Annotated in this window: 23 protein-coding genes; 9 read left to right on the top strand and 14 right to left on the bottom strand. The window is 71.3% G+C overall.

Annotated features, from left to right (window positions below; all coding sequences use genetic code 11):
- The coding region (locus KGQ19_RS13255; protein ID WP_212009410.1) for a serine/threonine protein kinase at window positions 1-1,399 on the bottom strand (1,399 nt) is incomplete at its 3' end.
- 265 nt (window positions 1,400-1,664) lie between these two features.
- On the opposite strand from KGQ19_RS13255, the gene KGQ19_RS13250 reads away from it, so the two are divergent.
- The gene (locus tag KGQ19_RS13250; RefSeq protein WP_212009409.1) at window positions 1,665-2,840 is read left to right on the top strand and encodes a PP2C family protein-serine/threonine phosphatase; all 1,176 of its coding nucleotides are present in this window, start codon (window positions 1,665-1,667) and stop codon (window positions 2,838-2,840) included.
- A 17-nt stretch (window positions 2,841-2,857) separates the two neighbouring features.
- On the opposite strand, the gene KGQ19_RS13245 is transcribed toward KGQ19_RS13250, so the two are convergent.
- On the bottom strand, window positions 2,858-3,475 hold the full coding sequence (locus KGQ19_RS13245) for a TetR/AcrR family transcriptional regulator (protein WP_212009408.1): 618 nt from the start codon (window positions 3,473-3,475) through the stop codon (window positions 2,858-2,860).
- Between the two features lie 428 nt (window positions 3,476-3,903).
- Between KGQ19_RS13245 and KGQ19_RS13240 the strand changes: the two genes are divergently transcribed.
- The 6 genes from KGQ19_RS13240 to gnd all read left to right on the top strand — a co-directional run bounded on the left by KGQ19_RS13240 (window position 3,904) and on the right by gnd (window position 12,586).
- Window positions 3,904-6,855 carry a protein kinase domain-containing protein gene (locus KGQ19_RS13240; protein WP_212009407.1) on the top strand — a complete coding sequence of 984 codons (2,952 nt, stop codon included), beginning with the start codon at window positions 3,904-3,906 and terminating at the stop codon, window positions 6,853-6,855.
- Between the two features lie 60 nt (window positions 6,856-6,915).
- Window positions 6,916-8,355 carry a hypothetical protein gene (locus tag KGQ19_RS13235; protein WP_212009406.1) on the top strand — a complete coding sequence of 480 codons (1,440 nt, stop codon included), beginning with the start codon at window positions 6,916-6,918 and terminating at the stop codon, window positions 8,353-8,355.
- Between the two features lie 86 nt (window positions 8,356-8,441).
- Complete coding sequence (locus KGQ19_RS13230) at window positions 8,442-9,248, top strand: SAM-dependent methyltransferase (RefSeq protein WP_212009405.1); 807 nt, start codon at window positions 8,442-8,444, stop codon at window positions 9,246-9,248.
- A 153-nt stretch (window positions 9,249-9,401) separates the two neighbouring features.
- Window positions 9,402-10,751, top strand: a complete 1,350-nt coding sequence (locus KGQ19_RS13225) for an amidohydrolase (protein ID WP_212009404.1) — start codon at window positions 9,402-9,404, stop codon at window positions 10,749-10,751.
- Between the two features lie 29 nt (window positions 10,752-10,780).
- Entirely contained in the window at window positions 10,781-11,107 is a 327-nt protein-coding gene (locus tag KGQ19_RS13220; RefSeq protein WP_212009403.1) for a hypothetical protein, read from the top strand.
- Window positions 11,108-11,146: 39 nt separating this feature from the next.
- Window positions 11,147-12,586 carry an NADP-dependent phosphogluconate dehydrogenase gene (gnd, locus tag KGQ19_RS13215; RefSeq protein ID WP_212009402.1) on the top strand — a complete coding sequence of 480 codons (1,440 nt, stop codon included), beginning with the start codon at window positions 11,147-11,149 and terminating at the stop codon, window positions 12,584-12,586.
- Window positions 12,587-12,740: 154 nt separating this feature from the next.
- Here the strand turns inward: gnd and KGQ19_RS13210 are convergent, their stop codons facing one another.
- Window positions 12,741-13,310 (bottom strand): TetR/AcrR family transcriptional regulator, encoded by a 570-nt coding sequence (locus tag KGQ19_RS13210; protein WP_212009401.1) that lies wholly within the window; start codon window positions 13,308-13,310, stop codon window positions 12,741-12,743.
- 61 nt (window positions 13,311-13,371) lie between these two features.
- Between KGQ19_RS13210 and KGQ19_RS13205 the strand changes: the two genes are divergently transcribed.
- On the top strand, window positions 13,372-13,869 hold the full coding sequence (locus KGQ19_RS13205; RefSeq protein ID WP_212009400.1) for an FBP domain-containing protein: 498 nt from the start codon (window positions 13,372-13,374) through the stop codon (window positions 13,867-13,869).
- A gap of 3 nt (window positions 13,870-13,872) precedes the next feature.
- Here KGQ19_RS13205 and KGQ19_RS13200 read toward each other — a convergent pair whose 3' ends face one another.
- The 9 genes from KGQ19_RS13200 to KGQ19_RS13160 all read right to left on the bottom strand — a co-directional run bounded on the left by KGQ19_RS13200 (window position 13,873) and on the right by KGQ19_RS13160 (window position 21,188).
- Complete coding sequence (locus tag KGQ19_RS13200) at window positions 13,873-14,961, bottom strand: D-alanyl-D-alanine carboxypeptidase family protein (RefSeq protein ID WP_307856409.1); 1,089 nt, start codon at window positions 14,959-14,961, stop codon at window positions 13,873-13,875.
- Between the two features lie 75 nt (window positions 14,962-15,036).
- Window positions 15,037-15,381: a YrdB family protein gene (locus tag KGQ19_RS13195; RefSeq protein ID WP_212009399.1), complete on the bottom strand. Its 345-nt coding sequence runs from the start codon at window positions 15,379-15,381 to the stop codon at window positions 15,037-15,039.
- 64 nt (window positions 15,382-15,445) lie between these two features.
- Entirely contained in the window at window positions 15,446-15,802 is a 357-nt protein-coding gene (locus KGQ19_RS13190) for a GatB/YqeY domain-containing protein (RefSeq protein WP_212009398.1), read from the bottom strand.
- Between the two features lie 31 nt (window positions 15,803-15,833).
- On the bottom strand, window positions 15,834-16,460 hold the full coding sequence (locus KGQ19_RS13185; protein WP_212009397.1) for an HAD family hydrolase: 627 nt from the start codon (window positions 16,458-16,460) through the stop codon (window positions 15,834-15,836).
- Window positions 16,457-17,269 carry an enoyl-CoA hydratase-related protein gene (locus KGQ19_RS13180; RefSeq protein WP_212009414.1) on the bottom strand — a complete coding sequence of 271 codons (813 nt, stop codon included), beginning with the start codon at window positions 17,267-17,269 and terminating at the stop codon, window positions 16,457-16,459. The genes KGQ19_RS13185 and KGQ19_RS13180 overlap by 4 nt, the downstream gene beginning before the upstream one ends.
- A 43-nt stretch (window positions 17,270-17,312) precedes the next feature.
- A complete protein-coding gene (gene fabG, locus KGQ19_RS13175; RefSeq protein WP_212009396.1) occupies window positions 17,313-18,119 on the bottom strand; it encodes a 3-oxoacyl-ACP reductase FabG in 807 nt (268 codons plus the stop codon).
- Entirely contained in the window at window positions 18,116-19,153 is a 1,038-nt protein-coding gene (locus tag KGQ19_RS13170; RefSeq protein WP_212009413.1) for a phosphotransferase family protein, read from the bottom strand. The genes fabG and KGQ19_RS13170 overlap by 4 nt, the downstream gene beginning before the upstream one ends.
- A gap of 10 nt (window positions 19,154-19,163) precedes the next feature.
- Window positions 19,164-19,934: an SDR family oxidoreductase gene (locus KGQ19_RS13165; RefSeq protein ID WP_212009395.1), complete on the bottom strand. Its 771-nt coding sequence runs from the start codon at window positions 19,932-19,934 to the stop codon at window positions 19,164-19,166.
- Window positions 19,935-19,979: 45 nt separating this feature from the next.
- The gene (locus KGQ19_RS13160) at window positions 19,980-21,188 is read right to left on the bottom strand and encodes an acyl-CoA dehydrogenase family protein (RefSeq protein WP_212009394.1); all 1,209 of its coding nucleotides are present in this window, start codon (window positions 21,186-21,188) and stop codon (window positions 19,980-19,982) included.
- 56 nt (window positions 21,189-21,244) lie between these two features.
- Here KGQ19_RS13160 and KGQ19_RS13155 point away from each other — a divergent pair, with 56 nt between their 5' ends.
- Window positions 21,245-21,877: a TetR/AcrR family transcriptional regulator gene (locus KGQ19_RS13155; protein WP_212009393.1), complete on the top strand. Its 633-nt coding sequence runs from the start codon at window positions 21,245-21,247 to the stop codon at window positions 21,875-21,877.
- 47 nt (window positions 21,878-21,924) lie between these two features.
- Here the strand turns inward: KGQ19_RS13155 and KGQ19_RS51850 are convergent, their stop codons facing one another.
- A complete protein-coding gene (locus tag KGQ19_RS51850; protein WP_212009392.1) occupies window positions 21,925-23,046 on the bottom strand; it encodes an acyl-CoA dehydrogenase family protein in 1,122 nt (373 codons plus the stop codon).
- A complete protein-coding gene (locus KGQ19_RS13145) occupies window positions 23,043-24,233 on the bottom strand; it encodes an acyl-CoA dehydrogenase family protein (protein ID WP_212009391.1) in 1,191 nt (396 codons plus the stop codon). Before KGQ19_RS13145 ends, KGQ19_RS51850 begins: the two co-directional genes overlap by 4 nt.
- Window positions 24,234-24,282: the final 49 nt, after the last annotated feature.

Here is a 24,282-nt window from a genome sequence, read left to right as displayed (position 1 = left end):
ATCCGGGAGACGGGACGACGGCCTGGCCGGAGCTGGCGGTGGGGACTCCGGACGGGGAGGCGGAGGGGTCGGAGGATCCGGAGGGTGAATCAGAGGACGAGAATGTGATGGAGGTGGGTCCCGGGGCGGCGATGCGCGGGCCGCTTTTGCCGCCGTGGCTGAAGTCTGCGCCGAGAATGCTCGCGAAGATGACGACGAGGGCTAGCGCTACCAGCACTGTGGCGGGCAGGCGGCGGCGGTTTGAGTTCGTGCCCGGTCGGCGATTGGTGCCCGGGGGATCGGCGGACGGGGGATCGCCGCTCGGAGGCATCGCAGGAGCTTGCGATTGGTCGCCGGTGGCTGATGCAGCGGGTGCCGGTGCGGGCTCGGCTTCGATCTTGCTTGCCGATTCACCACCGGCGGCCTCGTCAGCCGTCGGCTCGGTCGCCAGCGCTACCGGCGCAGGGCTCGTCATCGCCGATGCCTTCGCCTCGGCGCCGGTCGCCATTGGCAGCATCGCTGGGGCCCGGACCAGTTCGGCGAGTTCGGCGCCCGCTCCGGCACGCGGTGCCGGGACCTCCGGGGGGATCCGCCGCGTCGCCAGGTTCCCGATCTGCTCCTGCAAGTCCGGCGCCGTCGGCCGGTCCTGGGGTTCCTTGGCGAGGCAGGCCATGATCAGCTTCCTGATCAGCGCGTCCTCGACGCCGTCGAGGTCCGGCTCCTGGTGCGTGATCCGGTAGGAGAGCGTGGCCGGGTCGCCCTCGCCGAAGGGGTGTCGGCCGGTGACGGCGAAGGTGAGCACGCCGCCCAGCGCGAAGACGTCGGCGGGCGGTCCGACCTCGCGCTTGCCCTGGATCTGCTCCGGGGCCATGTAGGGCGGGGTGCCGACCACGATGCCGGTGAGGGTGATGGTGCTGAACGCGGCGCCGCGGGCGATGCCGAAGTCGATCAGGTGCGGGATCAGTTGTCCGTCGTGCTCGGCGAGCAGGACGTTCGCCGGCTTCACGTCGCGGTGCACGACCCCGGCCGCGTGGATGGTGGTCAGCGCCTCGGCCAGGCCCGCCGCCATCTGCTGGGCGTCGGCGGCTTCCAGCGGGGAGCCCTGGGCGGCGACCAGTTCGCTCAGCGAGGTGCCCTTGATGTACTCGGTGGCCAGCCAGGGGTGCGCGCCGTCGAGGTCCGAGGCGACGATCCCGGCGATGAAGCGGCCGTCGACCTTGGCGGTGGCGGTCGCCTCGCGGATGAAGCGCTTGCGGAACTCCTCGTTGCGCAGCAGTTCGGCGTTGACCACCTTGACCGCGGCCCAGTGTTTGTTCTTGTCGACGCCCAAGTAGACGCGCCCCATGCCGCCGGCGCCCAGCAGCCCGCGGATCCGGTACGGGCCGATCTTCCTGGGATACGTGCCCTGTACAGGTCCCATCCCCGCGTCCCCTTGCGTACTCGCCCTGTCACTCAAAGCGGTCGCACTTTAACAGACGGCTGCGTTCCTAAACGGGCACTACCGGGCAGTTCGCCACGGTGTTCGAGCCCTGATGTCCGCACGGTAGCCCAAACGTGCGAATCGGGCGATTCCTCGACATCTCCGCGACCGTGCGGGTTATGCTCCGTCGTATCGGATTAAGGACGCTGAGAGGCGTGGGCACGCGTTGGGTGGTCCTTTGACACGATGGCTGCGGGCGGGCGGCGTGGGCACGCGCCGGCCGGCCGATAATGGTCGTGCCCTCTTACTACTGCTGCTGCCCGGGATCTGGGTCGCGGTGGTACTGGTCCTGCAGGTGCTGCTCCCGGCCCGGATCCAGCTCGCCCCGCTGCTCGCCGCCGCGCCCGCGATCGCCTGCGCCGGGACCGGCCGCCGGCAGTGCGTGGCGATGGCCGGGCTGTGCGCCTTCGTCGCGTTGCTGCCGTGGGGGCCGCAGGCCCGCTCCGGCGGCGAGGTGCTGCGGCTCGGCACGTTCGGCGCGATCCTGGTGGTGGTGGCGGCCAGCTACGTGGTCTCGGTGCGGCGGCAGCGGATGCTCGGCGAGCTCAGCCAGGTGCGGGCGGTCGCCGAGGTGGCGCAGCGGGTGCTGCTGCGCCCGCCCCGGCCCGCGGTCGGTGACGTGCTGGTCGCCGCGCGCAGCGCCTCGGCCTCGGCCGGCGCCTCGGTCGGCGGCGACTTCTACGACATCGTGGACACGCCCTACGGGGTGCGCGCGATCATCGGGGACGTGCGGGGCAGCGGGCTCGGCGCGGTCGAGGTGGCCGCGGTGCTGCTCGGGTCGTTCCGCGAGGCCGCGTATGACGAGCCGGACCTGCGCGACCTGGTGCGCCGGCTGGAAGTGAGCCTGCGGCGGTTCCTCGGGGACGCGGACGCCGCCGCCGCGCACGTGCCGCTCGCGGACGGCGCCCGGCTGTGGGAGACCTCGAACTCGCTCGCGGTGGCCCCGCCGCGCACGGCCGTGGACGTCCGCGAGGAGTTCGCGAGCGTGGCCGTGGTGTCGATCCGGCCCGACGGCCGGCTGGAGCATGTGAGCTGCGGCCACGCACCGCCGCTGTTGGTGCGCTGCGGCGCGGTGTCGACGGTCCAGGGCCAGTCGGTCGGGCTGCCGCTGGGGCTCAGCGCCCTGGCGCCCGGCGCGGACGACCGGGCGCGGCTGGTGGTGACGCCGTTCGACAGCGGCGACTCGCTACTCCTCTACACAGACGGCGTGACGGACTCCGGCGGGCCCGACGTGGAACCGCTGCCGCTGGCGCAGATCCTGGAGGACTTGGCGGATGCCGGGCCGGAGTACGTGCTGTCGGCGATCGAGGGTCAGGTGACGGTGCGGGCGCGGGGGGCCCGGGCGCGGGATCTGGCGATGCTGTTGGTGCACCGGCCCTGACTGGACGGATCGGCTGATCAGTTCTCGACCGGCAGCGCCGTGTACCCCGGTGCCCGCAGCCCGTCCAGGAACAGCTGGAGATAGCGCCGCGAACCGCGCCGCACCGTCACCAGATCCGGCAGCGGCCGGGTGAGCTGGGCGACGCCGACGAAGATGTCGTCGCGATCGATGCCCGGACGCAGCAGGCCGGCCCGGCGGGCCCGGGCCAGCATCGTGTCGAGCAGCCCGTTCAGCCGCTCTTCCAGGACCTTGACCTCCGGGTCGCCGGGGTCGTAGGCGCCGTCGAGCATCACGCACGTCGCGCCGATCTGCTCGTCGGCGGCGGCCAGGACGAAGCGGCTCAGCGCCTCGAACGGCTCCTCGGCCTGGGCCATCGCGGCCTCGGCACGGTCGGCGGCCCGCTTCAGCACGCTGTGGACGACGGCCAGCACCAGCGCGTCGCGGTCGGGGAAGTGCCGGTAGACGGTGGCGTTGCCGATGCCGGCGCGGCGGGCCACCTCGTCGATCGGGGCCTGCCGGCCGACTTCGGTGAACAGGTCGCGGGCCGCGGCGACGATGCGTTCGCGGTTGCGTTGGGCGTCTACTCGGGGGGCTCGGGCGTGCGGCGTGCGGCGTGGGGTGGCCACGACGTCCACGGGTTCCTCCTGGGCGGTGGGGGCGGGACGGGAGCCGGACCATCGTAACCTTTGGAAATGCCCTGATTTGCCGGGCGCCGCGGCTTTTCCGGTGAACGGGGAAGACCGCCGCGCACGAGACACGGAGGGGGTGCGTACTCGGGCGCGGCGGCCGTTTTCCAAGGATCGACCTGCGGAGGGATCCTCGTCGGGGACCAGGTCCCCGTGTGCAGGGTAACGCATCTTCCGGGGAAATGTTCCCCGGAAAATAACGATACTTAGCGTTGCTTATTATATCCCCGCCTCGGCCACTGTGGGCGGTTCGTGGGCGGTTCGTCGGCGGCCGCGGTGTTCCGGGCGCTGGACCGGGCCGCGGGTAATCCCCGCTGGACGGATTCTTCCCGCAGATGACCATCGCGCCCGGGCGCCGATCCCCGTAGGCTTCTGGCGTGACCGAGCCAGGACGGGTGATCGGGGGACGCTACCGACTGGTGGATCGGTTGGGTTCCGGGGCGTTCGGACAGGTCTGGCGCGCCTATGACATGCACCTCGGGGTGGATGTCGCGGTGAAGCAGGTCCTGCTGCCGATGGAGGGCAAGGGGCCGCAGGCCGCCGAGCGGGTGGCGCGGGCCGCCCGGGAGGCGCGCAACACGGCGCGGCTGCGGGACTGCCCGAACATCGTGACCGTGCACGACGTGCACATCGAGAACGGTGCGCCGTGGATCGTCATGCAGCTGGTCAAGGGCGAGAGCCTGGCCGAGCATCTGACGCACACCGGGCCGCTGACCGAGAACAACGCGGTCGCGCTGGCCCGCGACCTGCTGCGGGCGCTGGCCGCCGCGCACGCCGCCGGGATCGTGCACCGGGATGTGAAGCCGGGCAACGTCCTGCTGGCCGCCGACGGCACCGCGCTGCTCGCCGACTTCGGGATCGCCGTCCGCTTCGGCGACGACCAGCGCATCACCCGCACCGGGACCTTCATCGGCTCGCCGGGCTACGTCGCGCCCGAGCGGGTGATCTCCCAGGACGCCGGCGCGGTCGGTGACCTGTTCTCCCTCGGGGCCACGCTTTACGAGGCGGTGGAAGGGATTCCCGCCTTCCGGGCCGACGTCATCGGCTCGGTGGTGGCCGGGCAGCCGGCGCCGATGCGCCGGGGCGGGCGGCTGACCCCCCTGATCACCCGGCTGCTGGACAAGGACCCCGCGACCCGGCCGGACGTGGCCGCCGCGTTCGCGCTGGTCGGTGACTGGACCCCGCCGCCGACGGTCGAGGCGCCCGAGTCGGTGCGGGCGCTGGGCCAGGACGTGCAGCTCGGCGTGGAGTGGGTCGAACACTTCGCGTTCGTCAACGAGCGATTACGGAACGACGACAGCGCGGCCAGCCGGGTGGCGCGCGCGGCCAACGCGCCGGAGACGATCCGCAGCATCCAGACCACGATCGAGGTCAACCAGAACGAGTACCTGGCGGCCGGCGGTCGCGAGGTGCACGCCGTGGTCACGGTCAGCACCGCGGACTCCGGGAGCGGGCCGCCCCGGCACGGCGCCGCGGCGGCCGCCGCGGCGCGCGCCGACCGGACCTATGGCGCCAAGCCCGGGCCGATAGCCAGCGCCGACGGACCGCCGTCGGTGGTCTTCATCGCCGACTGCTCGCGGTCGCTGGCCGAACCGGGCCGGCTGGCCGGGGTCAAGGCCGCGTTGCACGCCGGGATCGAGGCGCTGCCGGACGGCGCGCGGTTCGCGGTGATCGCCGGGCGCGCCGACAGCCAGCCCGTCTACCCCGAGGACGGCGGCACCGAGCCGGTGACGGCGGCCTCGCGCGCGGCGGCCAAGTCCGCGGTGGACCGGCTGAGCGCCTACGGCGGCCGCGAGATCGGCCTGTGGCTCAGCCGCGCGGCCCGGATGTTCGCACTCGGGTCCGGGCCGGTGCGGCACGCGATCCTCATCGTCAACGGCAAGGACGAGGGACTGCACCCCTCACGGCTGGCGCTGACCGCGCGGGCCTGCGCCGGGCTGTTCACGGCCGACTGCCTGGGGCTCGGCGAGGACTGGGAGGTGCACGAGATGCGCCTGGTCTCCGACCAGCTGTCCGGGACGATGGGGTTCGTCCCCGATGCCGAAGCCCTGCCGGAGGCGGTGCGCGAGGCGACGGCCGGAGCCGTGACCAAGCGGGTCGCGGACGTCGAGCTCAGTCTGTGGACGCCGAGCGGCGCGGTGATCCGCTACGTGAAGCAAGTCAGCCCACTGCTACGTGACCTGACCGACAACCGGATCCCGGGCGACGCGGTGCGCACCGTCGGCTTCCCGACCGGCGCGTGGGGCGAGGAACGCCGGGAGTTCCACATCTGCGTCGAGGTGGCGCCGGGCGAACTCGGACAGGAGAAACTGGCCGCGCGGGTGCAGCTCACCGCGCGCGGGCCGGAAGCCATGGAAGTACTCGGCGAGGGCAAGATCCGCGCGGTGTGGACCGACGACGAGACCATGGTGATGCGGGTCGTGTCGAAGGTCGGCCCCTACACCGGGGCGGCCGAGCCCGAGGTGTGGCTGGACCCCGAGATCGCCGACCTGGAACGCGAACTCGCCGGGCTCGCCGACGAGCTGTCGCAGGCCGAAGCCGAACTCGCCGAGGTGCGCAACCTGCTGACCGTGTTCGGGCGTGCCCACGCGCGCATGTTCGCGCCGCTGCTGGCCGAACTCGACGAGATCGAGGCCCGCATCGCGGAGGTGCACGCGGCGCGCAGCGGGCGCGAGGACGACCAGCGCGACGCGGAGACGGCGCGCGAGCGGGCCCAGCAGTCGGCCCGGCAGGCGGACGAGGAGAAGGTGCGCGCCACCCGCGCCGACCCGCCGCGCCCGGCCCCGACCGGCGAAGCCAAGCGCATGTACCGAAAACTGGCCCGCCGCTGCCACCCGGACCTGGCCGACGACGAGGCCGACCGGCAGCGCCGCGAGGTCTTCATGGCGCGCGTCAACGACGCCTACACCCGCGGCGACATCGGCCTGCTGGCCCAGCTGTCGCAGCAGTGGGACGCCGAGGGCGGTGCCGACAGCACCACCGCGCCGCCTCCGAAGGACCCGGGCGCGCGCCGGAAGCTGAAGGAGCACCTGCGCCAGGCCCTGTCCTCGGTCCACACCCGCCTGGACCGCATCCGCGACGAGCTGACCGCCGCGCGCGACTCGGAGCTCGGCCGCATAGTGTTCGCGCCCGGGCAGGAGGCCGGGATGCCCGCGGCGATGCGCCGGCTGGACACGATGGCGGACAAGCTGAAGACGCTGGTCGACGAGCGGCGGCGGGTGCTGGACGGGTTGTTGGACGCCGCCGCGGCTGCCGGCGCCGCCGGTGTTTCGGGTGCGGGTGCTGCCGGCTCGGCCGGTGCCGGTGTGGGGGATGAGCGCAGACGGTGAGGATCGGCCGGTTGGCCGCGACGGCGAGCGTGGCGGCCCGGTGACGAGGCGGCGGTGAGCATGGCAGGTGACGCGGTCGGCGGCGAAGCGAGTGGCGTGGTTGGCGTCGAGGCAGGTGGCGTGGTCGGCGGCGAGGCGAGTGGCGCGGCTGGCGCTGAGGAACCGGAGCGGGCTGCCACGGGTTCCGAGGTCGCGCTGGCCGGCGTGGCGGATCTGGCGGTCGTCGGCGAGTCCGTGCTCGCCCGGCGGATGTCAGAGCTCGGTCTTGCCGACGAGCCGCGAGTGGTGTGGCGGCGGCCGATCGACGAAGACTTGAGCGTCGGGGCTTGTGAGGATGGCACGCTCGGATTGCACCTGGTCAGGCTTGCCGAGGTCGGTCTCAACGCGCCGGTGGGCTGGGTGGATGCCGCCACCGGTGCGGAGGTGAATCCACTTGGGCCGTACATCGTGGCGGGTTCTGTCATCGGACCGGTGGACACGGTGGTGCGCGTGGACCCGCGCAGCGGCTATCTCGTCTTCACCGATCAGGATCACCCGGGACGGGCCAACACCGTCGCGATCGGTCGGCTGAGTTCCGAGGTCGCGTGGATGATCGTGGCCGACCGCATTACGAAGACGCTGGGCTACGGCTGGCCGCTCTGGGTCCACGACGACCATCCGGACGCCGAGGTCCTGATCCCCTACGCCACTCAGTTCACCGATGACTTCTTGTGGCAGCTCTCTGATCCGCTCAGCGGCCGACCGGTGTGGGGGGTCGACTGGATGGAGGAGCTGGAGCCGCCGACCGGGGCCGGGCCCGATCCCACTCAAGTAGTGCTCGCCTTGCTGCCCGGCGGCACGCGCGGCTACGACGGCTTGCTCGGCCTGAGCGCCGAAGACGGCACGCCGTTGTGGCGCCTCTTCTATACGACCGTCGGCAATCGGTACCGGAGCCGCAAGCACCCGATCTACGCGGGAAAGTCAGACACCTGCGTCGTGTTCGCCGAGGTGATCGATGAGATGTCGTGTGCGTGTGGCGAGGTGGTGGTACCCGGCGGGTTTCCTGAGCGCTTCTGTGAAAGCTGTGGCCAGGGGTTCGACTATCGAGTGACCATCCAGGTCCACAGCCGCGCGACCGGTGGGCTCCTGTTCGCTCGTTCCTGGCCGGACCTCAACGCCCCGGTGACGGAAGTCGCCGACGTCGTCGACATCCGTTCCGAGGTCCTGTTGACCCGCGAGGGTTCTTTCGTGCGCGGATACTCGCTTCCCGAGGGTCGGCAGCTCTGGTCCCTCACCCCGCCGACCGGGACCACCTTCCACGACAGCGGATGCCATCCGCACAGTCGCTGGGCTTGGCTGCGGGGCGTGGCCGACGCGTCGGAAGGCCTGTTCGTCCACGCCGCCACCGGCCGCACCCTCGCCCTGCCCGGCGCGGTCCATCACACTCCCGACGACCACGTCGTCACCCACGTCGACGGCGAACTCGTCTGCTGGGCGCTGCCCGGCGGCGGAATCGGTTAGCGAGCGCTGTTATCAGGAAGCAGAGTTCGTGGGTATGATCCGCGCCAAGCGATCAACACCGGGATGGGCCGGGATGGGGAGGCGACATGCCTGAGGCGGACTGGACTGTGCCGGGAGTGGACACCGAGGTCGCCACGCCGGCCCGGATGTACGACTACTACCTTGGTGGCAAGGACAACTTCGCCGCGGATCGTGACGCCGCTGAGAAGGTCCTGAAGAACATGCCGAAGGTGCGGGCCTTCGCCCGGGCGAACCGTGCGTTCCTGGGCCGTGCGGTGCGGGCGATGGCGGCCGAGGGGATTTCGCAGTTCCTTGATATCGGCATCGGGCTGCCCGGCCCCGGCGGGACGGTGGCCAGTGCGCTGGCGGCCCGGCCGGACGCGCACGTCGTGGGCGTCGACAACGACCCGATCGTGCTGGCGCACGCCCGGGCCCGTCCGGTGGACGCCGGGGCCGGGGCCGCGACGATCGTCGCCGGGGATCTGCGGGATCCGGCCGCGGTGCTGGCCGATCCGCGGGTGCGCGGGGTGCTCGACTTCGAGCGGCCGATCGGCGTGATGCTGATCGCGGTGCTGCACTTCGTGAGCGATGACGAGGACCCCTACGGCATCGTCAACACTCTGATGGACGCGGTCGCGCCCGGCAGCTTCCTGGCGCTGACCCACGTCACCGGGGACTTCGATCAGGAGCGGCTGGCGGTGTCGGCGCAGGCCTACGAGAAGTCGACGGCGAAGCTCACGGTGCGCAGCGCCAAGGAGACCGCCGCGTTCTTCGACGGCCGGGAGCTGCTGGAGCCCGGTGTGGTGTTGCTGCCGCGGTGGCGTCCGGACGGCGCGGTGCCGGCCGACGCCGACGACATCTGGATGTACGGGGCGCTTGGCCGCAAAAACTGACCGAAGAGGCTGACCGAAGCAGCTGACCGAAACGGTTGTCCGAAGCGGCTGACTGAAGTCGCGGCAGCATCTGCCGGTCGAAGTTACTGAAGAGTTGCCTCCGCACCGCACCCCGACCAAGGTGGGAGGCATCCACCTCGGAACGGAGTCCGCATGACCCAGCCCGCCGCGCCGGCCGTCGGCACGCACCCGAACCCGGCCGACCTCCTCCGCGGGCTGGAAGCAGTGCTCCCCGGCCTCCGAGACCTCTACAAGGATCTCCACGCCCACCCCGAACTCTCCTTCCATGAGGTGCGTACCGCGGGCATCGTCGCGCAGCACCTGCGCGCGTCGGGCTGGGAAGTCACCGAGGGCCTGGGCGGCACCGGAGACCTCCCGGGCACCGGTGTCGTGGGTGTCCTGCGGGGTGGCCTGAACGGCGCAGCCGCCGGGCCCGTGATCCTCGTCCGCGCCGATATGGACGCGCTCCCGGTCGCCGAGGAGACCGGCCTCCCCTACGCCTCGACCGTCACCGCCACCGACCGCGACGGCACCGACGTCCCGGTGATGCACGCCTGCGGTCACGACGTCCACGTCACCTGTCTGCTCGGCGTGGCCGACCTGCTGGCCGCGAACCGTGCGGCGTGGGGCGGCACCGTGGTCGCCGTGTTCCAGCCGGCCGAGGAGGTCGGCGGTGCGCCGAAGATGATCGAGGACGGGTTCCTGGATCGCTTCCCGCGTCCCGAGATCTGCCTCGGCCAGCACGTCGCCCCCGCTCCGGCCGGGCTGGTCGGCACCCGGCCGGGTCCGGTGATGAGCGCCTGCGACACGATCCGGGTCAAGGTGTTCGGGCGCGGCGGGCACGGTTCGATGCCGGAGTCGACCGTGGATCCGGTGGTGATCGCGGCCGCGATCGTCATGCGGTTGCAGACGATCGTGACCCGGGAGATCGCCGCGAGCCAGCAGGTCGTGGTGACGGTCGGATCGCTGCGGGCCGGGACCCGGGCCAATGTCATCCCGGACGAGGCCGAGCTCGGTATCACCGTCCGCACCGCGTCGCCGACCACCCGGACCAGGGTGCTGGCCGCGATCGAGCGGATCGTGAACGCCGAGGCCGTCGCGTCCGGCGCCGAGCGGATGCCGGAGATCACGACCGAGGACGAACTGCCGTTGCTGGTGAACGACCCGGCCGCGACCGAGGTGGTCCTGGCGGCGTTCCGCGGGCTGCTCGGCCCGGGCTCGGTGTTCGTGCTGCCCAGTCCGCTGACCGGCAGCGAGGACTTCGGGAACTTCGGCACCGCGCTCGGCGCCCCGACCGTGTTCTGGCACTTCGGCGGCCTGGACCTCGCCGACTTCACCGAGGCCGACATCCAGTCCCTGCTGGAGAACGGCATCCCGGCCACGCTCCCGACCAACCACTCGCCGAAGTTCGCCCCGGCGGTCGATCCGACGCTGGAGTTCGGGGTGCGGTTGATGATCGCCGCCGCCGGTGCGTGGCTGGCGGGCACGTCGGCGGGAGAATAGGCGTTGGGACATTCGGAAGGGAGCGCGGGATGGGTGTGGGTGGCTGGCTGCGCAAGGGCACCGATCGGTTCCTGAGCCGTTTTGAGGATCCGCTGGAGCAGTTCGAGCTCGCCCGGCGGCGGCAGTTGGACCTGCTCGGCGACCTGGAGCACCGGATGCTGCTGGTGCAGCCCGGCTCGAAGGAGGAGGCCAACCTGCTGAAGGCCAAGGCTGATCTGGAGGGCCGCATCAGCGAGTTCCAGGGCATCATCGTGCGGTTGAAGGCCTCGAAGTCGGCCGGGGCCTCGGCCTCGGCGGCGGACCGGTTGGAGGAGGAGATGCGGCGGTTGGCCGAGGACGCCCGGCGGTGGAGTTGAACATCCCCCTCGGCGGCCATGAGTGTTAAGTTGCCGAATATGCAGGCATCCGCACAGATCGGCGTGACCGGACTGGCCGTCATGGGCCGCAACCTGGCCCGCAACTTCGCCCGTCACGGCTACACCGTGGCCCTCCACAACCGCACCGCCGCACGGACCCGGGCCCTCGTCGAGGAGTTCGGGGACGAAGGCTCTTTCGTTCCCACCGAGACCGCCGAGGACTTCGTCGCGGCGCTCGAGAAACCCCGGCGCCTGATGATCATGGTCAAGGCCGGGGACGCCACCGACGCGGTGATCGACGAGTTCGCCCCGCTGCTGGAGTCCGGCGACATGATCATCGACGGTGGCAACGCGCACTTCCTGGACACCCGCCGGCGCGAGAAGGCACTGCGCGAGCGCGGCATCCACTTCGTCGGCTCCGGGGTGTCCGGCGGCGAGGAGGGCGCGCTGCACGGCCCGGCCGTCATGCCCGGCGGCTCCGCCGAGTCCTACGCGGTCCTGGGCCCGATGCTGGAGGCGATCAGCGCCAAGGTGGACGGCGAGCCGTGCTGCACGCACATCGGCACCGACGGCGCCGGGCACTTCGTGAAGATGGTGCACAACGGCATCGAGTACGCCGACATGCAGCTCATCGCCGAGGCCTACGACCTGCTGCGGCACGTCGCCGGCTACACCCCGGCGCAGATCGCCGACGTGTTCCGGGTCTGGAACAAGGGCCGGCTGAACTCCTACCTGATCGAGATCACCGCCGAGATCCTGGCGCACACCGACGCCGGGACCGACAAGCCGTTCGTCGACATCGTCCGCGACGCCGCCGAGCAGAAGGGCACCGGTCGCTGGACCGTGCAGACCGCCCTGGACCTCGGCTCCCCGGTGACCGCGATCGCCCAGGCGACGTTTGCCCGAGTGGCCTCGTCCCGCACCGCGCTGCGCGAGGCCTACCGGCCGCTGGCCGGCGGCACGGAGCACCCGCTGCGGCCGCACGAGGCCGAGCGCTACGTCGCCACGGTCGAGCACGCGCTCTACGCGTCCAAGGTCATCGCCTACGACCAGGGCTGGACGATGATCCGGGACGCCGCCGAGGAGTACGGCTGGGACATCGACCTGGGCAACGTCGCGGCGATCTGGCGCGGCGGCTGCATCATCCGGGCGGCGTTCCTGGACCGCATCCGCGCCGCCTACAACACCGACGCGACGCTGCCCAGTCTGCTCTCCGAACCGGAGTTCGCCGACGAGATCACCAAGGCCCAGGTGCCGTGGCGCGAGGTGATCGCGGCCGCCACCCGTCGCGGGATCCCGGTGCCGGCGTTCTCCTCGGCACTGGCCTACTACGACACACTGCGGGCCGAGCGGCTGCCGGCGGCGCTGATCCAGGGCCAGCGGGACTTCTTCGGCGCGCACACCTACCGCCGGACGGACCGGGAAGGGACGTTCCACACGTTGTGGGCCGAGCCGGGGCAGCCTGAGGTCGAGGCCTGATCCGGTTCTGACGCGGGGCTGAGTTGGCTGAGTCAGTTGAGTCAGTTCCCGCGCGGGGCTGATTCACTGATTCGCTGATGTGCGGCGGGTTTCGGCCGAGGTGTGGACCTGGGTCCTCGCTTCGGTCGAAGCCCGCCGCGTTTCGTCGCGGTCGCTACGCTGCCGGCCAGTTCCGCAGCGCCACGTCCAACGCTTCGATGGCCGCGTTCCACGAGTCCTCGGCAGGCCGTGGGTGGTGCTGATACGAACCCCCGGCCTCCAGCGTGACGAAGCCCAGGATCGTCGCGCCGAGCAGCCGCACCGCGTCGGTCTCGGCGGGTTCGCCGAGGGCGTAGCCGCGCAGCAGGGCGCGGTTGAGGTCCGAGTTCCGGCGCGCGGCGTCGGCGGCGGGGGAGTCGAGCGGGAAGGACATCCGGGCGGCGGCGAAGCGGCCCGGATGGGACTTGGCGTAGTCGCGGTAGGCGGCGGCGAAGGCCAGCAACGCCTCGCGTCCCGCGCGTCCGGCCAGCGCCTCGGCGACCCGGTCCGCGAGCTCGCCCAGCGCCCGCGCCGCGACCCGGACCCGCAGGTCGTTGGCGTTGCGGATGTGCGAGTACAGGCTGGGCTCCCTGACCCCGAACCGCCGCGCCACCACCCCGATCGTGAGGTTCTCGAACCCGATCTCGTCAGCCAGTTCCGCGGCCGCGGTCACGACCAGCTCGGGGGACAGCCCGGCGCGCGCCATCCGACTCCTTCATGAGTTAACGATTTGCCTAAGTGACTTAGGCAACCTTACCGTACCCACCATGGAACCGATCACCGAGCGCGAGATCCGCACCAGCTTCGTCAACTGCTCCAAGGGTGAGGCCCTGCGACTCGGCCTGCCGGCGGACCTGGCCGAGAAGTCCTGGCCCGACCTGGACTTCCTGGGCTGGCGCGACCCCGGGGCCCCCGAGCGCGCCTACCTGGTCGCCCCGTACGAAGGCCGCCTGGTCGGCGTCTCCCTGCGGGCCTCCGGCGGCGGCGCCCGCGGCTTCGGCGCCCGCAGCATGTGCTCCGTCTGCTTCACCACCCGCACCGGCGGCGGCGTGGCCCTGATGACCGCCCGCCGCACCGGCGAGGCGGGCCGGCAGGGCAACTCGATCGGGCAGTATCTGTGTACTGACTTGCAGTGCTCGCTGTTCGTGCGCGGCATCAAGACCTCGGCGGTCGGGCACGACCTGGACGAGTCGATCGATCCGGCGGGACGGATCGCGCGGGCGAATGCGAATCTGCACTCGTTCTTGAACCGGCTTTTCGCTTAGCGGTCAATCCATCGCCTCAACCAGGCGTCGGCTCACCAGCAGAACGCTGGTCAGCCCCGCTTCGGCTGTGGTCCCCGCATTCTCGTGCAGCACCACTCCGAGCACGAAGTGGTCCTCCCCGTTAAGGGTGCGGTGCGCGGCCCACATCAGGGCCCCGCCGGCGGGGGTGCTGGAGCCGGTCTTGCCGCCGACTACGCCGTCGGCGCCGAGGAGGGTGTCAGTGTTCGCCAGCACGGTCGGGTCGTCGGGGACCTCGGTGTCGGGGACGCCGGTCAGGGCGAGCAGGGTGGGGTCGGTGAGGGCGGATTCGGCCAGCAGCAGTTGGTCGGTGGCGGTGCTGCGGGTGGCCGCGTCCAGGCCGCTGGGGTCGGTGTACGTGGTGTGGGTCATGCCCAGCGTGGCCGCCGCGGTGTTCATCTTGGCCACGAAGGCGTCCTCGCTGCCGGCGTCCCAGCGGGCCAGCAGCCGGGCGACGTTGTTCGCGGACGGGACCAGCATCAGCTCCAGCATCGCGCGCTCGCTGAGCCGCTGCCCGGTCCGTACCGGCGCCGAGCTCTCGTCCCGGTCGTAGGACTCGTCCTCGGCCTCCCGGTCGACGGTGATGTCCGGCCCGTTCTGCCCGTCGGCCAGCGGGTGGTCCTTGAGGAGGACGTAAGCCGTCATCACCTTGGCGACACTGGCTATCGGCACCGGTGTCTGGTCCCCGCACGTGCCGAGGCTGCCGATCCCCTGGGCCCACAGCGCCGTCTCGCCGTCGTTCGGCCACGGCAGCGACTCGGCTATGTCCCGGTACGCCGGCGCGACCAGCCTCAAGTCCGGCTCGGCCGGGCTGTCGAAACCGTGCGCGGCCAGCACCGCCACAGTTCCCCCGCCGCCGACCAGCACGACGCCGCCGACAAGGGTCGCGGCGGCGGCGAGCCGGGAACGCCGCCGGCGTCTGCCGGCGCGTGCCGCGGCCCGCGCCGCGGATTCAGGTGCCGCAGCTCCGAGTGCCGCAGCTGGCGTAACAGCTTCGGGCGCCGAGGTCTCAGGCCCGGAAGCCGATATCTCAGGGGGCTCCGATGCCGTCTCTTCCAGTTCTGGATTGGGCACCCATCGAAGCTAGCGGAGCCCCGGTGTCGAACGCGATCTCTAACGCCGCGTTGTGACAGAACTGCGGAACGGCAGTCAGGTCCCGACCGTGTACTCGATCAAGACTGACAGCACCGCCAAGGCGGCGAACCCGATCGCCATCGTCCGATGCCCGGTCCCGGCCAGCGCGAGCGCCGCGATCAGGAACACGGCCAGCTTCAGCGCCGCCTCCGGAACCGTCGGCAGGTTCACCGGATGTCCGCCGGCGGCCAGGAACGTGGCCCAGATCGCGATGGCCGCCGCGGGCGCCCCCACGGCGAGCGCGGTCTTGGCGAGCCCGTTCCCGCCAGTGCGGATGCCCCAATAGACGAGCACCGCGAGCATCGCCATCTCCAGCGCGAAGGCCAAGCCGGCGTTGGTGGCGGTGACGGCGGTCTTCACGGGTTCCTCCTGGGCCGACATCGGGGATCGCGCGGACGTCCGGTGAGCATAACGGCGTCCGCTCTCAGGCGAGGAACGCTGCCAGAGTCGCTGCCGCAGCCCGCAGTTCAGCCGCCTTCTCAGCGTGCCCCGCCCCGTCGTAGACCTCCGCAGCCCGCTCCTGCTCGGCGATCTCCGCGCGCACGATCGCGGCGACGTCCGCCTCACTGAGCTCGCGGCGCGCGGCCTCGGCCACGCCGATCCCCACCGCGCTGGCCTCGATCGCACCGGCCCGTGCCGAGCCCGCGTCCACGGCTTCGGCGTTCTCGATCGCGGCCAGCGTGGCGCGCAGCGTGGAGGCGGTGGCACGGTCGCGTGCCTTCAGGGCGGTCGGCAGGGCGGCACGCAGGCGGTCGCGCAACAGGACAGGAGGTTCGGTCATGCGTTGACGGTAGGTCCGGCGGCGCCGGTGATCAAACTGTTAAGCCGAACCACTCCGCCAGCGTGGCGACGGTTCGCGCGGAATCCGTGTGATGCAGCCCCCTGATACCGAGCCGCTCGGCACCCCGCAGATTGTGCTCCAGATCATCGATCATCACGCACTCGGCGGCCTCGACCCCCAACCTGCCACACGCGATCTCGTAGATCGCCCGCGACGGTTTGCGCACCCCGACCTCGCCGGAGATCACCCAGGTGTCGGCGAGCGCGGCGAGATCGTAGCCGCGATAAGCGTCGTCGCCGAGCGAGTTGGAGACGATCGCGACCGGGACGCCGGCCGCCCGCAACGCCTCCATGGCCGCGACCATCGCCTCATCCGGCTTCAGCAGCGCCTGGAACGAGTCGACGAACCCCGGCGCCGGCACCTCGACATCGTGCGGTGCCAGCAGTTCCGCGATCCCGCGCTCGAACCCCGCTTGATCGATCCGCCCGCACTCGTGCTCCACCAACAGCGCACCGGCCGCGGGGTCGGTCCGGAACAGCGTTCCGAACAAGGCCGGATCGCCTGACACCGACAGCGAATACGTTTCGAAGGCCTCGAAGATGCTCGTCGTCAGGACGCCGCCGAAGTCGGTCAGCACGGCGCGGGGCGCGTCGCTCATGCCGACTCCAAAGGCTCGAACCGCGGGGGACGGCGCTCCAGGTAGCTGTGCACGCCCTCCGCCGAGTCGGGATGCCGGAACGACTCGTGCATCAGCTTCGTCGACAAAGCGACAGCGGTCGGCAGATCCGAGTCCAGCGCCTGGAACACCTGCTGCTTGATCAGCGCCATCGACCGCGGCGAACAGTTCTCGGCCAGATCTGCCGCGTAGGCCAGTGCGTCGGCGAGCAGGGATTCGGCGGGCCGGACCCGGTCGACCAGACCCAGCGCCAGTGCCTCCTCGCCGAGCACCACCCGCGCCGACATCAGCAGGTCCAGTGCCCGGCTGGGCCCCACCAGGCGCGGCAGCAGCCAGGCGATCCCGTACTCGGCGATCAGGCCGCGGCGGGCGAAGGCCGTCGTGAACTTGGCTTGCGGCGTGGTGAACCGCAGATCGCAGTACAGCGCCTGGACCAGCCCGAGCCCGGCCACCGGGCCGTTGATCGCGGCGATCAGGGGTTTGCGAAAGGACAGCGGACGCTCCCGGGGCCGGCCCGGGAGCTGCCCGAAGGTGTCGGGATCGACGGTGCCCAGCTGCGACAGGTCCTCCATGTCGGCCCCGGCGCAGAACCCGCGTCCGGCGCCGGTGACCACCACGACCCGTACTCCGGGATCGGCTTCCGCCGCGTCGAGCAGGGCGAAATACCGCTCCTGGAGCGGTATGTTCCACGCGTTCAGCCGCTCCGGCCGGTTGAGCGTGAGCAGCAGGACCGCGCCGTGCCGCTCGGCCAGGACCAGCTCGGATGTCTCAGTCTCAGTGCTTTGCGTCATGTTGCTCCGCGTCATGCCGCTCTCCGCCTCCTTGAACGAGCGCTCAGTCCTTCGGGCCGCCGGCCGCGTAGATCACCTGGCCGGACACGAACCCGGACTCCTCGCGCACCAGGAACGCCGCGATCGCCGCGATGTCCTCGGGCTTGCCGGAGCGCCCGACCGGGATCTGGCCGATCGCCACCTGCCGGAACACGTCGAAGTCCACGCCCATCCGCTCGGCGGTGGCCCGGGTCATGTCGGTCTCGATGAAGCCCGGCGCGATCGCGTTGGCCGTGACGCCGAACTTGCCGAGCTCGATCGCCAGCGTCTTGGTGAAGCCCTGCATCCCGGCCTTCGCCGCGGCGTAGTTCGCCTGGCCCCGGTTGCCCAGCGCCGAGGTGCTGGACAGGTTCACGATCCGGCCGAACCCGGCGTCCACCATGTGCTTCTGCGCCGCCCGGGACATCAGGAACGCGCCGCGCAAGTGGACGTTCATCACCGCGTCCCAGTCCCCGACGCTCATCTTGAACAGCAGGTTGTCCCGCAGGATCCCGGCGTTGTTGACCAGGATGGTCGGCGCGCCGAGTTCGGCGACGATCCGGGTCAGCGCCGCGGCGACCTGCTCCTCGTCCGAGACGTCGGCGCTCACGGCCAGCGCCTTGCCGCCGGCCTTGGTGATCGCCGCGACGGTGTCCGCGCACGCGGTCTCGTCCAGGTCGACCACGGCGACCGCGTGCCCGTCGGCGGCCAGCCGCAGCGCGACGGCGGCGCCGATCCCGCGCGCGGCGCCGGTGACGATCGCGGTGCGCGCGGTGTCGCGCGTCGTTCCGGAGGCGGCGCCGGAGGTGGTCTGGCCGGTCTGCTCGGTCATGTCAGTGTCCTTAGTGCTTTGGCGATGAGGGAGTCGATCTGGTCGGTGGTCGGCGCGAACGCCGCGGCGCGGTTGCGCGGCTCGTCCTGGACGCGGCGCAGCACGCCCTCGGCGATGATGGCGATCTTCCACAGTCCGAGTGCGTGCCAGAAGCCCAGGGCGGAACCGTCACGGCCGCTGGCTTCCAGGTAGGCCGCGGCCATCTCGTCGCGGTCCGGGAAGCCCGGCATCGCGGAGTTGCTGAGCAGGCCCTGGCCGGCCTCGCCGTCCGCCGGCCAGTACGCCAGCAGCGTGCCGACGTCGGCCAGCGGGTCGCCGAGCGTGCACAGTTCCCAGTCCAGGACCGAGCGGACCGAGCCGTCGTCGGGGGAGACGATCACGTTGCGCATGTGGAAATCGCCGTGCACGAGCGTGAGCTCCCGCTGCCCCGGGATCGCCGCCGCCAGCCCGGCGGTCAGCGTGTCCAGGTCCGCGGATTCGCGGGTCTTCGAGTTCTGCCACTGCGTCGTCCAGCGCTTCAGCTGGCGCTGGGCATACGGCTTGTGGCTGGCCAGGTCGATCAGCTCGGTCCGGGCCAGATCGACGGCGTGCACCGGCGCCAGCGCGCGGGCGATGGACAGGCCGACGGCGTGCCGGGTCGGCTCCGGGACGGCGTCGACGACTTCCTGTCGGTCCAGGACCAGGCCGTCGACGAACTCCATCAGCACCATCGGCACCTCGTCGGTCTTCCACACGCCGAACACGTGCGGCACCGGGACGTCAGAGTCCCGCAACGCGGTCAGGACGCGGGCCTCGCGGGCCACGTCGTGCGCCGAGGCCAGCAGGTGCCCCAGCGGCGGGCGCCGGACGATCCAGCGCCGGTCCGGCCGGCCGGTGGCGTCGGTGACGGCATAGGTCAGATTCGACTGGCCGACGCCGACCCGGGTCAGCGTCAACGGCGGCTCGTACTCGATCCCTGATTCGCCGAGCCAGCCCGAGACCAGCCCGGGCAGCTCGGCGGCGCTGCCAGAGCCCGCGCTGCCAGAGCCCGCCATGTCAGAGCCCTCAGACACCGGCCTGCCCCAGCAGCGCGCCGCCGTCGATGACCAGCGTCTCGCCGGTGATCCAGGCCGCGGCGTCGGAGGCCAGGAACGCCACCGCCGAGGCGACGTCGTCCGGCTCGCCGAGCCGGCCCAGCGGATAGGCGCCGGCGACCTCGGCCTCGTGGTCGGCGAACAGGCTCTCGGCCAGCCGGGTCCGGACCACCGCCGGCGCGACGCCGTTCACCCGCACCTTCGGTGCCAGCTCCAGCGCCAGCTGCTTGGTGACGTGGATCAGCGCGGCCTTGCTGGCGTTGTAGACGCCCAGGTTCTGCGCGACGTGGATGCCGCCGATCGAGGCGGTGTTCACCACCGACCCGCCGTGCTCGCCCATCCACGCCTTCACCGCGAGCGAGGTCCACAGGATCGGGCCCCACAGGTTGGTGTCCAGCGTCTTGGCGAACCGGCTCTTCTCGATGTCGATCAGCGGGCCGTAGGCGGGGTTGGTGCCGGCGTTGTTGACCAGGATGTCCAGGCTGCCGAAGCGCTCGACCGCGAACGCCACGCAGGCCCGGGCCGCGTCCTCGTCGGTGGCGTGCGCCTGGTAGCCGATCGCGGTGCCGGGGCCTTGGACCAGCTTGGCCGCTTCGTCGGCGTTGTCCTGCGTGCGCGAGGTCAGGATGACGTTCGCGCCGCCGGCGGCCAGCGTCTGGGCGATCGCCAGGCCGATGCCGCGCGAGGCGCCGGTGACGATGGCCGTGCGGCCGGACAGGGAGGGGATGAGGGGATTGGTCATGAGCTTTCGGAAACTCCTGCTGGGCGGCGGGTGTGTCAGTACTTGTCAGTGCTTGTATTTGGCCAGCTCGATCTTCGCGATGGCCCGCTTGTGCACCTCGTCCGGCCCGTCGGCCAGCCGCAGCGTCCGCAGGTGGGCCCAGGCCCAGGCCAACGGGAAGTCGTCGGTCACGCCGGCGCCGCCGTGCACCTGGATCGCCCGGTCGATGACGCGCAGCGCCATCTCCGGCGCCGCCACCTTGATCGCGGCGATCTCGGTCCGGGCCGCCTTGTTGCCGACGGTGTCCATCATCCACGCGGCCTTCAGCGTCAGCAGCCGGGTCTGCTCGATGTCGATCCGGGACTCGGCGATCCAGTCCTGGATGTTCGCCCGCTCGGCCAGCGGCCGGCCGAAGGTCACACGCTCGGCGGCCCGCCGGCACATCAGCTCCAGCGCCCGCTCGGCCATGCCGACGGTGCGCATGCAGTGGTGGATCCGGCCCGGGCCCAGCCGGGCCTGGCTGATCGCGAAGCCCTCACCCTCGCCCTTGAGCAGGTCCTCGGCCGGCACGAACACGTCCTCGAAGGTGATCTCGGCGTGCCCCTCGCGGTCCTGGTAGCCGAACACCGGCAGCGAGCGCACGATCGTGACGCCCGGCGCGTCCAGCGGCACGACCATCATCGACTGCTGCCGGTGCGGCACCGCCTCCGGATCGGTCTTGCCCATCACGATCAGCACCCGGCAGTTCTGGTGCATCGCGTTGGACGTGAACCACTTGCGGCCGTTGAGGACGTAACCGCCGCGCGCGTCGTCCCGGACCATGCGCATCTCGATGTTCGTGGCGTCCGACGACGCCACCGCCGGCTCGGTCATCGCGAAGCCGGACCGGATCTCGCCGTCCAGCAACGGCTTGAGCCACTTCTCCTTGTGCGCCTCCGAGCCGAAGAGCGTGAACACCTCCATGTTGCCGGTGTCCGGCGCGGCGCAGTTGGTGGCCTCCGGGGCCAGGTGGCTGCGGCCCATGATCTCAGCCAGCGGCGCGTACTCGAAGTTGGTCAGCCCGGGACCCCACTCGGCGTGCGGGTGGAAGAGGTTCCACAGCCCCCGCTTCTTGGCCTCGGTCTTCAGCTCCTCGATGACCGCCGGCTGGTGGTGCGGGTCCCCCGAGGCGCGCATCTGCTCCTCGTAGACCACTTCTGCCGGATAGACCTGCTCGTCCATGAACGCGAGCAGGTCGTCCTGGTAACGCTGGGCGCGATCAGAGACAGTGAACATGATTCCGGTATAGTTGAGGTCGGCGTCAAGTTCAAGTAGGGAGACCGCGTTTCGCCATGGCGAAGTCTGAGGTGCGCGTCACACCGCGCAGTGCCCGGGGCATCCGCACCCGCAACGCGCTGGTCGCGGCGGCGCGCGTGGTCTTCGAGCGGGACGGCTACCTGGAGGCCCGGCTGGCGGACATCTCCGCCGAGGCCGGCGTCGCCTCCGGCTCGCTCTACACCTACTTCGAGGGCAAAGAGGAGATCTTCCAGGCGGTCGCCGAGCAGGTGACCGAGGAGATGGTCCACCCGCACCTGCGGGCCCGCACCGGCGTCACCGACCCGCGCGAGCTGATCAACCTGGCCAACCGCGAATACCTGCGGGCCTACAAGAAGAACGCCGCGCTGATGGGCCTGTTCGAGCAGGTGTCGCAGATCGACGAGGACTTCCGGGCGATCCGGATCGAGCGCGCGAACGCGTTCGTGCGGCGCAACGCGAAGATGATCCGGACGTTGCAGGACGCGGGCGTCGCCGATGCGGATCTGGATCCGCTGCTGACGGCGCACGCGCTGTCCGGGATGGTGTCGCGGATGGCGTATGTGGCCTTCGTGCAGAAGGCGCCGATGCCGTTCGAGAAGTTGGTGGAGACGCTGAACCGGATCTGGGCCAAGGCGTTGGGGCTGGACCCGAGCGCGGCCGAGAAGTAGGGCGAAGGTCAGGGCTCACCGCTTTCGGCGAGCCCTGACACAAGACCTCAGCTGGCCGGCAGATCCACCAACTCGGCGAGCCGCCGCCGATGCCGGGCCGGACTCCCCAGCGCGATCGACGCGCTCTTGGCCCGCTTCAAATACAGATGTGCGGGGTGCTCCCAAGTGAAGCCGATCCCGCCGTGCATCTGCACGCACTCCTCGGCGGCCTGCACCGCGACCGCCGAACAATGTGCCTGGGCGACCGCGACCGCGATCACCTGCTCGTCGCCGCTGGTCGAGACCGCGTACCGGGCGACTGCGCGAGCCTGCGCGATCTGTACCCATAGCTGTGCCAGCCGGTGTTTTAGTCCTTGGTAGGAACCGACCGCGCGGCCGAACTGGTGCCGTGTCTTCACGTACTCGACCGTCGTCTTCAGGCACTGTTCCGCCAGGCCGAGCTGTTCGGACGCGAGCACCGCCGCCGCGCTCAGCAAGGCCTGCGCGAGCGGTGCGTACCCGATCGCCAGCATCTGGCCGGGGGCGTCGTCGAACTCGATGTCACACAGCACCCGGGTCATGTCCAGCGTGGTGACCGGAGTGCGTTGTGCGTCCGCGGCCTGCACGACGTAGATGGACCCGTCCGCCGGGACCAGCAGCACGTCGGCCGGCAGCGCGTCCGCGACGCTGGTGACCCGGCCGGTGAGCCGGGCTTCGTGCGGATCCTCGCGGGGCGGCCACGGGGTGACCGAGACCTTGCCCCGGTAGGTCGTGTCCGGCGAGCGCGAGAACGGGATCGCGACCGCCGCGGTCTGCTCGCCGGCGGCGATCCGGCGCAGCAGGTCGTCGGCCAGGGCCGCGGTCCCGTTGCCGGATTCGCGGGCCGCCAGCAGCAGCGCCGTGGCGGTCAGGTTGCCGAGGAACGGCACCGGCGCGACCGCCTTGCCCAACTCCTCGGCGACCACCGCGGCCTCGCGCAGCGAAGCACCGGCCCCGCCGAGTTCCTCGGGCACCAGCAGTCCGGCCACGCCGATACCGCCGCCGAGCGTCTTCCACAGCCCGGTGTCGTAGGGCTCCGCGGATTCCGTGCGGGCCAGAACCGAAGCCCACGCGGCGCGGTCGGCGAGGAGGTCGGCGACCGCGGCGCTCAGTTCCTCTTCGGGCTCTGAGTAGAGGAGTGCTTCGCTCACCGGGGCAGGTCCTTCCACGCGACGTCCTTGTCCACCCGGATCTCGCCGGGCAGGCCCAAGACGCGTTCGGCGATGATGTTCAGCAGGATCTCCGAGGTGCCGCCCTCGATCGAGTTCCCCTTGGCGCGCAGGTAGCGGTAGCCGGGGGAGCGGCCGACGAAGCTGACGGTCTCCGGCCGGCGCATCGTCCAGTCGTCGTAGCGCAGGCCCTGCTCGCCCAGTAGTTCCAGTTCCAGACCGGAGATCTGCTGGTTGAGCGAGGCGAACGCGTACTTCGCCGCCGAACCCTCGGGTCCGGGCTGGCCGGCGGCCAGTTGCGCGGACAGCCGCATCGCGGTCAGCCGCGCGGCCTCGGCCGCCACCCACAGCGTCAGCAGCCGGTCGTGGAGCGCGGGATCGCGCACCTCCGGCTGCTCGCGCCAGGCCGAGGCCAGCACCCCGATCATCCCGGACTCACGCGGCGCGGCGCCGCCGCCGATCGCGACCCGCTCGTTCATCAGCGTGGTCTGCGCGACCTTCCAGCCCTCGCCGACGGCGCCGAGCCGCTGGCCGTCGGGCACCCGCACGTCGGTCAGGAACACCTCGTTGAACTCGGCCTCGCCGGTGAGCTGGCGCAGCGGCCGCACCTCGACGCCGGGCGCGGTCATGTCCAGCACGAAGTAGGTCAGGCCCTGGTGCTTGGGGACGTCCGGATCGGTCCGGGCGACCAGGATCGCCCAGCGCGCCTCGTGCGCCATGGACGTCCAGACCTTCTGCCCGTTGACGATCCAGTCCTCGCCGTCGCGCACCGCCCGGGTGGCCAGCGCGGCGAGGTCGGATCCGGCGCCGGGCTCGGAGAACAGCTGGCACCACACCTGCTCGCCGCACCACAGCGGCCGCAGCCAGCGCTGCTTCTGCTCGTCGTTGCCGAAGCCGAGGATGGTCGGGGCGGCCATGCCCAGGCCGATGCCGATCCGCTGCGGTTCGTTGTCCGGCGCGCCGGCCGCGGCGAACGCCTTCTCGGCGACCGGCTGCAGGCCGCGCGGCAGGCCCAGCCCGCCCAGGCCCGGCGGGTAGTGCAGCCAGGCCAGGCCCGCGTCGAAGCGCGCGTGAAGGAAGTCCAGCCGGCTCGTGGTGCCCGGATCGTGGGCGGCGAGCAGGTCTTGGATGCGGTTCTCGAGGTCGTGCTGGGTGATCAATGGCGGCACCCTTGCTTTCCAACCGGTCGGTAACTGTCCGCTCAGTATTCTCCCGGCG

This window comes from Catenulispora pinistramenti (genome assembly GCF_018274385.1).
Taxonomy (GTDB): domain Bacteria; phylum Actinomycetota; class Actinomycetes; order Streptomycetales; family Catenulisporaceae; genus Catenulispora; species Catenulispora pinistramenti.
The sequence above is the reverse complement of the archived record's forward strand: the minus strand, read 5'-3'. Positions and strand labels throughout refer to the sequence as shown.

Bases quoted from the DNA above. Each gene is read 5' to 3' on its own strand.
- KGQ19_RS13235 (WP_212009406.1), top strand. From the start codon at position 6,916: ATGGCAGGTGACGCGGTCGGCGGCGAAGCGAGTGGCGTGGTTGGCGTC.
- KGQ19_RS13230 (WP_212009405.1), top strand. From the start codon at position 8,442: ATGCCTGAGGCGGACTGGACTGTGCCGGGAGTGGACACCGAGGTCGCC.
- KGQ19_RS13225 (WP_212009404.1), top strand. From the start codon at position 9,402: ATGACCCAGCCCGCCGCGCCGGCCGTCGGCACGCACCCGAACCCGGCC.
- KGQ19_RS13220 (WP_212009403.1), top strand. From the start codon at position 10,781: ATGGGTGTGGGTGGCTGGCTGCGCAAGGGCACCGATCGGTTCCTGAGC.
- gnd (WP_212009402.1), top strand. From the start codon at position 11,147: ATGCAGGCATCCGCACAGATCGGCGTGACCGGACTGGCCGTCATGGGC.
- KGQ19_RS13210 (WP_212009401.1), bottom strand. From the start codon at position 13,310: ATGGCGCGCGCCGGGCTGTCCCCCGAGCTGGTCGTGACCGCGGCCGCG.
- KGQ19_RS13205 (WP_212009400.1), top strand. From the start codon at position 13,372: ATGGAACCGATCACCGAGCGCGAGATCCGCACCAGCTTCGTCAACTGC.
- KGQ19_RS13190 (WP_212009398.1), bottom strand. From the start codon at position 15,802: ATGACCGAACCTCCTGTCCTGTTGCGCGACCGCCTGCGTGCCGCCCTG.
- KGQ19_RS13185 (WP_212009397.1), bottom strand. From the start codon at position 16,460: ATGAGCGACGCGCCCCGCGCCGTGCTGACCGACTTCGGCGGCGTCCTG.
- KGQ19_RS13180 (WP_212009414.1), bottom strand. From the start codon at position 17,269: ATGACGCAAAGCACTGAGACTGAGACATCCGAGCTGGTCCTGGCCGAG.
- fabG (WP_212009396.1), bottom strand. From the start codon at position 18,119: ATGACCGAGCAGACCGGCCAGACCACCTCCGGCGCCGCCTCCGGAACG.
- KGQ19_RS13170 (WP_212009413.1), bottom strand. From the start codon at position 19,153: ATGGCGGGCTCTGGCAGCGCGGGCTCTGGCAGCGCCGCCGAGCTGCCC.
- KGQ19_RS13165 (WP_212009395.1), bottom strand. From the start codon at position 19,934: ATGACCAATCCCCTCATCCCCTCCCTGTCCGGCCGCACGGCCATCGTC.
- KGQ19_RS13160 (WP_212009394.1), bottom strand. From the start codon at position 21,188: ATGTTCACTGTCTCTGATCGCGCCCAGCGTTACCAGGACGACCTGCTC.
- KGQ19_RS13155 (WP_212009393.1), top strand. From the start codon at position 21,245: ATGGCGAAGTCTGAGGTGCGCGTCACACCGCGCAGTGCCCGGGGCATC.